The organism is Streptomyces sp. NPDC050856 (assembly GCF_040653855.1).
In the GTDB taxonomy this organism is placed as follows: domain Bacteria; phylum Actinomycetota; class Actinomycetes; order Streptomycetales; family Streptomycetaceae; genus Streptomyces.
Window position 1 is genome coordinate 190,699 of the sequence record NZ_JBFAGV010000004.1, and the last position, 12,569, is coordinate 203,267.

Annotated in this window: 10 protein-coding genes; 6 read left to right on the forward strand and 4 right to left on the reverse strand. The window is 73.4% G+C overall.

The window, feature by feature from the left end:
• Positions 1-5: 5 nt before the first annotated feature.
• Entirely contained in the window at positions 6-491 is a 486-nt protein-coding gene (locus AB0H53_RS05640; RefSeq protein ID WP_362107657.1) for a glutathione peroxidase, read from the forward strand.
• Between the two features lie 103 nt (positions 492-594).
• On the opposite strand, the gene AB0H53_RS05645 is transcribed toward AB0H53_RS05640, so the two are convergent.
• Genes AB0H53_RS05645 through AB0H53_RS05655 form a run of 3 tightly spaced genes read right to left on the reverse strand, consistent with a single transcriptional unit; the run spans position 595 to position 4,188 of the window.
• Positions 595-2,913: an FtsX-like permease family protein gene (locus AB0H53_RS05645; protein ID WP_362107660.1), complete on the reverse strand. Its 2,319-nt coding sequence runs from the start codon at positions 2,911-2,913 to the stop codon at positions 595-597.
• A gap of 4 nt (positions 2,914-2,917) precedes the next feature.
• Complete coding sequence (locus AB0H53_RS05650; RefSeq protein ID WP_362107663.1) at positions 2,918-3,676, reverse strand: ABC transporter ATP-binding protein; 759 nt, start codon at positions 3,674-3,676, stop codon at positions 2,918-2,920.
• A complete protein-coding gene (locus AB0H53_RS05655; protein WP_362107665.1) occupies positions 3,673-4,188 on the reverse strand; it encodes a PadR family transcriptional regulator in 516 nt (171 codons plus the stop codon). Before AB0H53_RS05655 ends, AB0H53_RS05650 begins: the two co-directional genes overlap by 4 nt.
• A 120-nt stretch (positions 4,189-4,308) precedes the next feature.
• On the opposite strand from AB0H53_RS05655, the gene AB0H53_RS05660 reads away from it, so the two are divergent.
• From AB0H53_RS05660 to AB0H53_RS05680, 5 genes are all read left to right on the forward strand, one after another.
• Complete coding sequence (locus tag AB0H53_RS05660) at positions 4,309-5,580, forward strand: ABC transporter substrate-binding protein (protein WP_362107668.1); 1,272 nt, start codon at positions 4,309-4,311, stop codon at positions 5,578-5,580.
• Positions 5,581-5,777: 197 nt separating this feature from the next.
• Positions 5,778-7,415 carry a glycoside hydrolase family 13 protein gene (locus tag AB0H53_RS05665; protein WP_362107671.1) on the forward strand — a complete coding sequence of 546 codons (1,638 nt, stop codon included), beginning with the start codon at positions 5,778-5,780 and terminating at the stop codon, positions 7,413-7,415.
• Between the two features lie 23 nt (positions 7,416-7,438).
• Positions 7,439-8,767, forward strand: coding sequence for an ABC transporter substrate-binding protein (locus AB0H53_RS05670; RefSeq protein ID WP_362107674.1), 1,329 nt, complete (start codon positions 7,439-7,441; stop codon positions 8,765-8,767).
• A gap of 10 nt (positions 8,768-8,777) precedes the next feature.
• Positions 8,778-10,154 (forward strand): sugar ABC transporter permease, encoded by a 1,377-nt coding sequence (locus AB0H53_RS05675; RefSeq protein WP_362107677.1) that lies wholly within the window; start codon positions 8,778-8,780, stop codon positions 10,152-10,154.
• Positions 10,151-11,020 carry a carbohydrate ABC transporter permease gene (locus AB0H53_RS05680; protein ID WP_362107680.1) on the forward strand — a complete coding sequence of 290 codons (870 nt, stop codon included), beginning with the start codon at positions 10,151-10,153 and terminating at the stop codon, positions 11,018-11,020. Before AB0H53_RS05675 ends, AB0H53_RS05680 begins: the two co-directional genes overlap by 4 nt.
• Before the next feature lie 297 nt (positions 11,021-11,317).
• On the opposite strand, the gene AB0H53_RS05685 is transcribed toward AB0H53_RS05680, so the two are convergent.
• Entirely contained in the window at positions 11,318-12,559 is a 1,242-nt protein-coding gene (locus AB0H53_RS05685; RefSeq protein ID WP_362107683.1) for an acyl-CoA dehydrogenase family protein, read from the reverse strand.
• Positions 12,560-12,569: the final 10 nt, after the last annotated feature.

Below are 12,569 nucleotides of genomic sequence, written 5' to 3' on the forward strand. Positions count from 1 at the left end.
CGCCGATGACCCTGTACGACATTCCGCTGCGCACCCTGTCCGGTGAGCCGACGAGCCTGGCCGAGTACAAGGACAAGGCGGTCCTGGTCGTCAACGTCGCCTCGAAGTGCGGTCTGACCCCGCAGTACGCGGGCCTGGAGGGGTTGCAGGAACGGTACGCCGGCCGGGGGTTCACGGTGCTGGGCGTGCCGTGCAACCAGTTCGGCGGCCAGGAGCCGGGCAGCGCGGAGGAGATCGCGACGTTCTGCTCGGCGACGTACGGGGTGTCGTTCCCGCTGCTGGAGAAGACGGACGTCAACGGTGACGGCCGGCACCCGCTGTACGAGGAGCTGACGCGCACGGCCGACGCGGACGGCGCGGCCGGGGACGTCCAGTGGAACTTCGAGAAGTTCCTGATCGCCCCGGGTGGCGAGGTCACCCGGTTCCGCCCGCGCACCGAGCCGGAGTCGCCGGAGCTGGTCGCGGCGATCGAGGCGAACCTGCCGGTCTGACGCCCCGCCCGGGACCCGCGGCGCCCCTCCCCCACCGGGGAGGGGCGCCGCGTCCGTGTCGGCCGGTCCCGCGGCCGGTGCCGTCGCCTCCGGCCCCGTCCGGTCAGGCCACCGCGCTGAGGGTGTCCGCGAGGCGGTGGCGGGCCGCGCGGGCGGCGGGCAGGACGGCGAGCGCGACGGCGCCCAGGACGGCGGTGGCGATGAGGGCCAGCAGGTGGGCCGGCGGCGGGACCTGGGCGATGCCGGCGCCGATGCCGCTGGTGGCGGCCTCGTGGTCGATCAGCCAGTGGGCCAGGGGCACCCCGAGTGCCGTGCCGGCGAGAGCGGCGGCCAGGGCGGTGCAGCCGGTGGCCGTGACGGTGACCGCGGTGATCTGGCGCGGGGAGAGACCGATCGCCTTGAGGGCGAGCAGGTCGCGTTCGCCGTCGCGGACGGTGCCGCCGATGGCGGTGGACAGCTCGGTGAGGCCGATGAGGGCGAGTACCGCGATCAGGCCGGCGACGACGCCACGCAGGGGGGAGAGCCGGTCGGCGGGGCTGGTGACCTGGTGGACGTCGAGCCGGCCGCGGGCCGCGTCGGCCAGTTCGGCGCGTACGGTGCCCGGGTCGGCGCCGGGGCGCAGTTGGAGCTGGTAGAGGGTGGCGCGCAGGCCGGGGTCGTTCTCGCGCAGGGTGTCCAGCGAGGTGGAGATGACCCGGCCGGCGTTCTCCGGTTCGATGCTGCGGCCGACGAGGTGGAGCACCTGGGGGTGGCCGCCGACCGTGACCCGTACCCAGTCGCCGACGCGTACGCCGAGCAGGTCGAGCAGCCCCTGTCCGGCCACCGCCTCGTCGGGGCCGTGGGCGGGACGGCCCTCGGCGACCGGGAACGGGTAGGGCCGCTCCCGGGTGCCCAGGCCGCGCAGGGCGATGGTGCCGGTCTGGCCGGGTACCAGCGCGGCGACCTCCAGGCCGGGGTGGACGGCGCTGACGCGCGGGTCGCGGGCGAGCAGCGCCCGGGCCTCACGGTCGCCCAGGCCCGTGTCGGGGCGGGCGGTCAGGGCGGCGGCCAGACCCAGCCGCTCGGGCCGGCTCTCGAAGCGTTCGATGGTGGTCCAGGCGCCGAGCGCCACGGTGATCAGCAGCAGCGGCAGGGCGAGGCGGACGATGGTGGCCGGGGCGCGGCGGCCGCGTGCGAAGGCCCGGTGCCAGCCGAGGACCAGGGCGGGCGGCACGCCCAGCCCGAGCGCCCTCCTGGCCGCGCCGGACAGTCCGCTGCCGGCGCCCGTTCCGGCGGGCAGGACCGGTACGGGCGGCACCCGGCCGGCCCGCCAGGCGGCGAGGCAGGTGGTCGCCCCGATGAACAGCACGGCCGCGCCGGGCACGGCGAGCAGGGCGGCCGGGTGTCCGGGCAGGCCCTGCCACACCCCGACGGCTTCGCCGAGCCGGCCGGGGGCACGGTTGCCGAGTGTCCGGATGAGCACGGTGGCCAGGGCCGCCCCCAGCGCCGCGAACGCCAGGTGCTGGACGAGGAAGATCCGTACGACCTGGCCGGGGGTGAAGCCGATGGCCTTCAGGACGGAGATGTCGCGCAGGTGGCCGCGCACCCGGGTGCTGATGGCGCCGAACACCGCGAGCGCGGCGGCGAGCAGCGCGCCGAGGCCGAACAGGCCGAGGACCTGTCCGAGCAGCCGGGTGTCGCCCTGCGCCTCGGCGCGGGCCTGCTGCCAGCTGGAGACGTCGGTGACGGCGCCGGCGCCGAGCGCGGTGACGGCGCGCTGGACCGCGTAGTCGGTGTCGTCGGCCTCGGTGAGCCGCAGGCCGACGACCTGGCCGTGCTCCTGGTCCCGGTGCCGGCCGGGCCCGGGGCGGTCCGGGGGCAGGGCGGCCGGGAGGGCCCATACCGTGCCGGGCCGTTCACCGGGCCGGTAGCGCGGTTCGGCGCTGTCGGCGACCCCGAGGACGGTGAGGGTGCGGCCGGTGCCGGGCAGGGTGAGGCGGTCGCCGGGTTCGGCCCACAGGGCGCGGGCCAGGGCGCTCTCCAGGACGACGCCGTCCGGCGCGGCCCCGTCCAGCCAGCGGCCCGACGTCAGGAGGGGGCGGCCGGTGGCGGGCGGCTCGGCGCCGGTGGCGCGCAGTTCGGCGTCCGCCCGGGCGCCGCGTGAGGCGACGGTGGTGGAGAGGGTGCGGTGGGGGCCGGAGACGGCTTCGACGCCGTCGAGCGCGGCGAGCCGGCCGGTGTCGGCCATGGGCCCGGTGCGGATCCACACGTGCGCGCCGTGGGACTGGGCGAAGACCCGCTGCCAGGGGTTGGTGGCGTACCCGAACAGGGCCGTCGCCAGCAGCAGCGACGCGACGATCCCGGCGGTGGCGGCGATCAGGAACAGCGCCTGCCCCCGGTGCGTCCGCAGATCGGCGTGTGCCCAGCGCAGCATGGCCCGCACGGTTTCAGTCCTTCAGTTCCAGTACGCCGGCGAGCCCGGTGCCGCGCGACGGGGTGCCGCCCAGTTCCGCGTCGTCGGCGATCCGGCCGTCGAAGAAGCTGATCACCCGGTCCGCCGCGCTGGCCAGCCGGGCGTCGTGGGTGACCAGCACGATGGTCTGGCCGCGCCGGTGGAAGCCGGTGAGCAGCCGCATGACCTCGCGGGTGCCCTTGCTGTCCAGGCTGCCGGCCGGTTCGTCGGCCAGGAGCAGCCGGGGCTGGTTGACCAGGGCCCGGGCCAGGGCGACGCGCTGCTGCTCGCCGCCGGACAGCTCGCCGGGCATGCTGCGCGCCTTGCCCGCCAGGCCGAGTTCGCTCAGCAGTTCCTCGCGGGCGGCGCGGGCCCGCCGGGCTGGGGTACCGGCCAGCAGGGCGGGCAGTTCGACGTTGTCGGCGACGGTGAGGTTGGAGACGAGGTTGAAGAACTGGAAGACGATGCCGATACGGCGCCGCCGCTCCACCGCCCACCGGGCCTCGCTGTAGCCGTCGGTGCGCTCGCCGTCGAGCCGGAGGGAGCCGCTGTCGGGCCGCTGGAGGCCACCGAGCAGGTGCAGCAGGGTGGACTTGCCGGCGCCGGACGGGCCGGTGACGGCCACGAACTCGCCGGGCCGGACGGTCAGGTCGACACCTCGCACGGCGTGGGCGGGCGCGCCCTCGCCGTGGTGCGTCTTGACCAGGCCCTCGGCGCGCAGCAGCGGTACGTCTGTGGCGGCGGCGTCCGTCACTGCGGCTCCTCCAGTTCCTCCTGGCAGCGCTCCAGCCAGTCGAGGTCGGCCTGCAGGTGCAGCATGGCACCCTCGATCAGCAGGTGGGCGATGCGGTTGTCGCGGTTCTCGGTCGCGGCCAGTCTGGACAGGTTGCGCATGGTGTTGAGGTACTCGCGTCGCTGCTTGTTGATGAGGGCCGTCCGGTCGGCCAGGCCGGTCTTCGGGGCCAGGGCGAGCTTCATGAAGAACTCGTCCCGGACCCTCGGCTCGTCGGCCGTCTCCTCGAACCAGGCGCGCAGTGCCTCCTGCCCGGCGTCGGTGAGGCGGTAGGTCTTCTTGTTGGGCCGGCTCTGCTGGGCGATCTCCTCGCCCTCGATGAGCCCGGACTTCTCCAGCCTGCCGAGCGTCACATAGATCTGGCCGACGTTGGTGGGAGGGTACGCGGCGCCCAGCAGTTGCTCAAGGTCCTGCTTGAGCTCGTAGCCGTGGGCCGGGCCGCGCGCCAGGAGGGCAAGGAGGGGCAGCCGCACTCGTGCTCTCCCTCCGCGTCTCCTTATGTGGTACGGGCCCTAGTATCCCCCATGCCTAACGGGTATACATGCCCGAGACGCCGGACGAAGAGGTCCGGCGCCGGTGCACGGGAGGAACCTATGCGGTGGATGCGTGCCGCCGGTAGGGGTCTCCTGGCCTTGGCGGTCGTCGTGACCGGGTACGCGGCCCCGGGCGCCCCGGCGGCCGGCGAGCGCGGCGGCGGGCGCGGCCCCATGACGCTGGCGACGGCCGGTGATCTCACCGGTTATCTCGGTGACGTCCTGGCCGACTGGAACCGGGCGCACCCCGCCGAGCCGGTCAGGCTGGTGGAGCTGCCGGACTCCGCCGACGAGACGCGGGCGCAGATGGTCAGCGAACTGCGCTCGGGGGGCGGCAGGTTCGACGTCCTCAACATCGACGTGGCCTGGACCTCGCAGTTCGCCGCCGCCGGGTGGATAGCGCCCCTGGAGCGGGAGCGTTTCCCGCTGGGGAGTCTGCTGCCGCCGGTGGTGGACACGGCGACGTACGACGGGAAGCTGTACGCCGTCCCCTATGTGACGAACGCCGGAATGCTCTTCTACCGCAGGGACCTTCTGGACCGCGAGGGCGAACGCCCGCCGCGCACCTGGGCGGAACTGGAGCGGCAGGCCAGGACGATCGCCCCGAAGTACGGCGTCGGAGGGTACGCGGGCCAGTTCCTGCCGTACGAGGGGCTCACCGTCAACGCGGCCGAGGCGGTCTACTCGGCGGGCGGCACCATCCTCGGCGACGAGGGCGAGCGGGTGACCGTGGACTCGGCCGCGGCCCGCTCGGGCATCGGTTTCCTCGCCCGGGGGGTACGGGACGGCTGGATTCCCCGGGAGGCCCTGACGTACAAGGAGGAGGAGTCCCGGCAGGCGTTCCAGGACGGCCGGCTGCTCTTCCTGCGCAACTGGCCCTACACCCATGTGAGCGCGTCCGGCGGGGACTCCGAGGTGGCGGGCAGGTTCGGCGCGGTGCCGCTGCCGGGCCCCGACGGGCCGGGCACCAGCGTGCTGGGCGGGTCCAATCTCGCGGTCAGCGGCCGGGCACGGCATCCCGAGTCGGCACGCGACCTGATCGCGTTCCTGACCGGTGAGGCGGCACAGCGCCGCGTCCTGACCGAGGGCGCGCTGCCGCCCGTGCGGGCCGCGCTCTACCGCGACGCGGCGCTGGTGCGGCGCTTCCCGTATCTGCCCGCGCTGCGGGCGAGTGTGCTGTCGGCCGCGCCGCGCCCCAAGAGCCCGCACTACGAGCAGGTGAGCCTGGCCGTCCAGGCGGTGGCGCACGACGCGATGGCGCAGCACCAGTCGCCGGCGGCGGCGGTGCGCCGGCTGGCCGAGGAGCTCGCGGCCGTCGCACGGCGACGCTGACCTCAGCGCCACTTACATGTTAGGTACTCGTCCCGCTGCCCCTCTCAGGCGATAACTGGACATACGCCCCCAACTTCTCGCGTTTTTCGGCACCTTCGTTGACACCCTCTCGGCGCAGATACCTAACATGCATGCATAACCGCTACCTGGCTTCTCGGTGGCGGGCATCCTTCGCGCAGAAAACAGGTCAACGGGTGATGCTCACAGCCCACAGCCACCACTGGTGGCGCGACGCGGTGATCTATCAGGTCTACGTCCGCAGCTTCCTGGACAGCACCGGGGACGGGATCGGCGATCTCGCCGGCGTCCGCACCGGTCTGCCGTACCTCAAGAAGCTCGGGGTCGACGGCATCTGGCTGAGCCCGTTCTACCCGTCCCCGCAGGCCGACCACGGTTACGACGTCGCCGACCACTGCGACGTGGACCCCGTCTTCGGGGACCTCGACGAGTTCGGCCGGCTGGTCGCGGACGCGCACCGGCTGGGTGTCAAGGTGCTGCTGGACATCGTGCCCAACCACTGCTCCAGCGAGCACGCCTGGTTCCGTGAGGCGCTGGCCACCGGACCCGGCGGTGACGCCCGGGCCCGGTTCCACTTCGCCGACGGCCGGGGGCCGCACGGCGACGCGCCGCCCAACAACTGGCACGCGATGTTCGGCGGGCCGGCCTGGAGCCGGGTCACCGAGCCGGACGGCACGCCGGGCCAGTGGTACCTGCACATGTTCACGCCCGAGCAGCCCGACCTGAACTGGCGCAACCCCGAGGTCGCCGCCCACTTCGACCACGTGCTGCGGTTCTGGCTGGACCGGGGCGTGGACGGCTTCCGCGTCGACGTGGCCGCCGGACTGTTCAAGCACCCCGCCCTGCCCGACTCCCCCGACCCGGAGGCCGACGCCCGCACCCGCGACTCGGTCAACCCGCTCGCCTGGAACCAGCCCGAGGTCCACGACGTGTGGCGGCACTGGCGGTCGGTGTGCGAGGAGTACACGGCCCACGACGGCCGCGAACGGCTCCTGGTCGGCGAGGTGTCCGTCCCCAGTGCCCGCGAGCACGCCAAGTACGTCCGGCCCGACGAACTGCACCAGGCGTTCTTCTTCGACCTGCTGAGCGCGCCGTGGGACGCCGACGCCTTCCGGAAGGTCATCACCGAGGCGATGCGGGACATCGCCGGCACCGGCTCCACCGTCACCTGGGTGCTCAACAACCACGACCAGGTGCGCACCGTCACCCGGTACGGGGAGTCCGGCACCGGAGGCAGCGGCCTGGGCGCCGCGCGGGCCAGGGCGGCGGCGCTGCTGATGCTGGCCCTGCCCGGCGCCGCGTACATCTACCAGGGCGAGGAGCTGGGCCTGCCGGAGGTCATGGACCTGCCCGACGAGGTGCTCACCGACCCCATCTTCCGCCGCACCGGCAACCGGGCCCGGATCCGCGACGGCTGCCGTGTCCCGCTGCCCTGGTCGGGACACGCCTCGCCGTTCGGCTTCTCCACCGGCGCCGAGAGCGTCAAGCCGTGGCTGCCGCAGCCCGGCTGGTTCGCCGAGCACGCCACCGACCGGGCGCTGGCCGACACCCGCTCCTTCTGGCACCTGTACCGCGACGGGCTCCAGCTCCGCCGGGGCCTGCCGCAACTGGGCGAGGGCCCCCTGCGCTGGCTGGAGTCACCGCCCGGCGTGCTGGCCTTCGTACGCGGCGACGGACTCGTCTGCGCCGTGAACTTCACCACCGCCCCGGTGCCCGCCCCGGTCCCCGGCGCTCCCCTGCTGTCCAGCGGGCCCTGCCCGCCGGGCGAACTGCCCGGATCCACCGCCGCCTGGTGGATCAGCGACCTCACCGCCTGACTCCCGACTCACCTGGAGGAACGATGATGCGACGACGTACCGCCGCGGCCTGCTGCTCCGCGCTCGCCCTGGCCCTCGGCGCGACCGCCTGCGGCGGCGCCCCGGTGGCCGCGGGCGGTGGCGACAAGTCGCTCGGCGGCCAGACCCTCACCGTCGCCGGTGTGTGGTCCGGCGCCGAACAGAAGAACTTCCAGAAGGTGCTGGACGCCTTCACCGAGAAGACCGGCGCCAAGACCCGGTTCGTGTCGACCGGCGACAACGTCTCCACCGTCGTCGGCAGCAAGATCGAGGGGGGCAACGCCCCCGACGTGGTGATGGTCCCGCAGGTGGGCGTGCTCCAGCAGTTCGCCGGGCGGAACTGGCTCAAGCCGCTGTCCAAGGCGGCCGAGAAGTCCGTCGACAGCAACTACGCGCCGGTCTGGAAGAGTTACGGGTCGGTCGACGGCACCCTGTACGGCCTGTACTTCAAGGCCGCCCACAAGTCGACCGTCTGGTACAGCCCCGAGGCGTTCGAGCAGGCGGGCGTCGAACCGCCCGCCTCCTACGAGGAGATGCTGAAGTCCGGCCAGACCGTGTCCGACTCCGGCCTGCCGGCCTTCGCGGTCGCCGGTGAGGACGGCTGGACGCTCACGGACTGGTTCGAGAACGTCTACCTCTCCCAGGCCGGGCCCCGGAAGTACGACCAGCTCGCCAGGCACGAGATCAAGTGGACCGACCCGACCGTGGTGAAGGCCCTGACCACCCTCGGCGGGCTGTTCGCCGACGAGAAGCTGATCGCGGGCGGCCCGAAGGGGGCCCTGAGCACCGACTTCCCCGGCTCCGTGGCGAAGGTCTTCGGCCCCGAGCCGGAGGCCGCCATGGTCTACGAGGGTGACTTCGTCGCCGGGGTCGCCAAGGACCAGTTCGGCCGGAAGATCGGCCAGGACGCCCGCTTCTTCCCCTTCCCGGCGGTCACCGGCGGCAAGGCGCCGGTGGTCAGCGGCGGTGACGCGGCCGTCGTGCTGAAGGACGGCAGGAACCAGAAGGCCGCCATGGCGTTCCTGGAGTGGCTGGCGACCCCCGAAGCGGCCGCCGTCTGGGCCGAGGCCGGCGGCTTCCTGTCGCCCAACAAGAAGCTGGACCTCGCCGCCTACGGCGACGACACCATCCGCGCGACCGCCACATCGCTGGTCGGCGCCGGGGACACGGTCCGCTTCGACATGTCCGACCAGGCGCCGGCCGCCTTCGGGGGCACCAAGGGCGCGGGCGAGTGGAAGCTCCTCCAGGACTTCCTGCGTGACCCGTCCGACCCGGCCGCGACCGCGGCGCGGCTGGAGGCCGCCGCGGCCAAGGCGTACCGGAACAAGGGCTGAGGCGACCGCCATGACGACCGTCACCGCTCCCGCACCCGCTCCCCCGCCCGCCGAGCCGCCGGTGTCCGGCGGTCGTTCCGGCCCGCCGGACCCGCGGCTGCGCGCCAGACGCCGCCGCCGGATCGTCGCCGTGGCCTTCGTGCTGCCCGCGCTGCTGCTGCTGGGCGCGCTCGTCGTCTACCCGGTGCTGTTCTCGGTCGGCCGCAGCTTCTTCGACGCCTCCGGCACCCGCTTCGTCGGCGGCGGCAACTACACGGAGATGTTCCGTGACCCCGCCACCCTCACGGCGATCCGCAACAGCGCCATCTGGGTCGTCGTCGCGCCGACCCTGCTGACCGGGCTCGGGCTGATCCTCGCCGTGCTGGTGGAGAAGGTCCGCTGGGCCACCGCCTTCAAACTCCTGCTGTTCATGCCGATGGCGGTGTCCTTCCTCGCGGCCGGCATCATCTTCCGGCTGGCGTACGAGGAGGACCCCGACAAGGGGGTGCTCAACGCCGCGGTGGTCGGCGTGCACGATGCGTTCAGGGAGTCCTCCTCGTACCCCGGGGCCCGGGCCCGGGACGGACAGGGCCTGGTGAAGGGGGCGGACGGCTCGTACCGGACGGCCGGCCCGCTCTCCCCCGGCACCAGCGTGGCCCTCGGCCTGGTCGGCGTACCGCCCGGGGAACTGCCGGCCGGCGCCAGGCCCGCGCACCGGGGCCGGGCAGGTGCCGGGGAGCTGCGCGGCGCGGTGTACCTGGACTTCACGCCGGGCGGCGGCGGGCGGCCCGGGGTGGTCGACCCGGCCGAGCGCGGGCTGCCGGGCATGACGGTGGAGGCGGTACGCGGCGGGAGCACCGTCGCGACGGCCACCACGGCGGCCGACGGATCGTTCCGCTTCGGCGACCTCGCGGCGGGCCAGTACACCGTGCGGCTGCCCGCCGAGAACTTCGCCCCGCCCTACGAGGGCGTCTCCTGGCTCGGCCCGGCGCTGGTGACACCGGCGATCATCGGCGCCTACCTGTGGATCTGGACGGGTTTCGCGATGGTCCTGATCGGCGCCGGCCTGTCGTCGCTGCCGCGCGACGCCCTGGAGGCCGCCCGGATCGACGGGGCGAGCGAATGGCAGGTGTTCCGCAGGATCACCGTGCCGTTGCTGGCACCGGTGCTGACCGTCGTCTTCGTCACCCTGGTGATCAATGTGATGAAGGTCTTCGACCTGATCTACATCATCGCGCCCGGGCCGGTGCAGGAGGACGCCACCGTGCTGGCCACCCGGATGTGGCTGGTGTCCTTCGGCGGCGGCAACAACCAGGGGCTCGGCAGCGCGCTGGGTGTGCTGCTCCTGCTGCTGGTGATCCCGGCCATGGTCTTCAACGTCCGCCGCTTCCGCAGGAGTCAGTCATGAGCACCACTGTCACCGCCCCGCGGTCCCCCGGCCGGCTGCGCGGATGGCTGGGCAACGGCCTGGTGCAGGCGTTCCTGGCCGTCGTCGGCCTGGTCTGGGTCACCCCGGTCGCCGGGCTGCTGCTGTCCTCGCTGCGCACGGCGGGCGACAACGCGGCCAGCGGCTGGTGGACGGCGCTCGCCGACCCCGGCCGGCTCTCCCTGGACAACTACACCGCGCTGCTGGACAACGCGGGCATCACCCGGGCGTTCTGGAACACGGTCGCCATCTCGGTGCCGACCACCGTCCTGGTCGTGGTCCTGGCGGCACTCGCCGGATACGCCTTCGCGTGGCTGGAGTTCCCCGGCCGGGACTGGATCTTCCTGCTGGTGGTGGCGCTGCTGGTGGTGCCGGTGCAGGTGGGGTTGCTGCCGGTGGCCAAGCTGTTCGGCCAGCTCGGCCTGTTCGGCACGATCCCCGGGGTGGTGCTGTTCCACGTCGCCTACGGGCTGCCGTTCGCGGTCTTCCTGCTGCGCAACTACTTCGCCGAGATCCCGCGCGAGATGCTGGAGGCGGCCCGGATGGACGGCGGCGGCGAGTGGCGCATCTTCACCCGGCTGGTGCTGCCGGTGGGCCGCCCGGCCATCGCCAGCCTGGCCATCTTCCAGTTCCTGTGGGTGTGGAACGACATGCTGGTGGCCCTGCTCTTCGCCGACAGCGCCTCGCAGCCGCTGACCGTGGAACTGCAGTCCCAGGTACGCCAGTTCGGCAGCAACATCGACGTGCTGGCACCGGGGGCCTTCCTCTCGCTGATCGTGCCGGTGGTGGTCTTCTTCGCCTTCCAGCGCCACTTCGTCCAGGGGGTCATGGCGGGCTCGGTCAAGTAGGGCCGCGCCCCGGCGGCGTCGTGCCCGCCATGACCACACATGCGGACGTGGCCGCGGGCCGGTGCCCCGGACCCACCGGGCGCTCCCGGCCCGCCGCGCCGGGGGGGGACGGGGTGGCCCGGGGCGGGCGCACCCAGCCCGGTGCGCCCGGCCGGGCGCCCCACCGGCACCGGCGGCCACCGGCGCGACCGGCCCCTCCGCGGGTACGGCCCCGGGCTGCCGGGCCGGCCGCCAGGACCAACCGGCCCCCACCCGCCGGCCGCCGGCCGTCAGCCGTCGGCCGTCGGCCGTCGGCCGTCAGCGGATCGGCACTCCCGACAGCGTCCGGGCGATCACCAGGCGCTGGATCTCGCTGGTGCCCTCGAAGATCGTGTAGATCGCGGCGTCCCGGTGCATCCGCTCCACCGGGTAGTCCCGGGTGAAGCCGTTGCCGCCGAGGATCTGCACGGCCTGGGCCGTGACCTTCTTGGCCACCTCACTGGCGTACAGCTTGGACATCGAGCCCTCGGCCGAGGTGAACGGCTTGCCGGTGGCCGCCATCCAGGAGGCCCGCCACACCAGCAGGCGGGCGGCGTCGATCTGCGTGCGCATGTCGGCGAGCTGGAAGGCGACGCCCTGGTTGTCGATGATCGGGCGGCCGAACTGCTCACGGGTCCTGGCGTAGTCCAGCGCCACCTCGTACGCCGCCCTCGCGGTGCCGACGGCCATCGCGCCGACCGCCGGGCGGGACGCCTCGAAGGTGGCCATCGCGGCGTTCCTGACCCGCTCGGAGGAGCCCCCCGCACCGTCCTTCCGCGCCTTCTCCCGGGTACGGGCGAGGCGCTCGTCCAGCTTCTCCTTGCCGCCGAGCAGGCAGGAGCCGGGGACGCGCACGTCCTCCAGGACGACCTCGGCGGTGTGGGAGGCGCGGATGCCGTGCTTCTTGAACTTCTGGCCCTGGGTCAGGCCCGGGGTGCCGGGCGGCACGATGAAGGAGGCGTGGCCCTTGGGGCCGAGCGCGGGGTCGACGACCGCGACGACGACGTGGACGTCGGCGATGCCGCCGTTGGTGGCCCAGGTCTTGGTGCCGTTGAGCACCCATTCGTCCTTGGTGCCGTCGTACACGGCCCGGGTGCGCATGGCGGCCACGTCGGAGCCGGCGTCGGGCTCGGAGGAGCAGAACGCGGCGACCTTGACGTCGCTCGGGTCGCCGTACATCTGCGGTACCCAGGTACCGATCTGCTCCTCGGTGCCGTTGGCGAGGACGCCGACGGCCGCCAGACCGGTGCCGACGATGGACAGGGCGATGCCCGCGTCCCCCCAGAAGAGCTCCTCCATCGTCATCGGGATGCCGAGGCCGGTGGGGTCGAAGAACTGCTGGGCGTAGAAGTCCAGGGAGTAGACGCCGACCTTGGCGGCCTCCTGGATCACCGGCCAGGGGGTCTCCTCGCGCTCGTCCCACTCGGCGGCGGCCGGCCGCATCACGCCCTCGGCGAATCCGTGCAGCCAGTCACGGACCTGCTTCTGGTCGTCGTTGAGGTCAAGCGTGAACTCGGCCATGTTCCCTCCC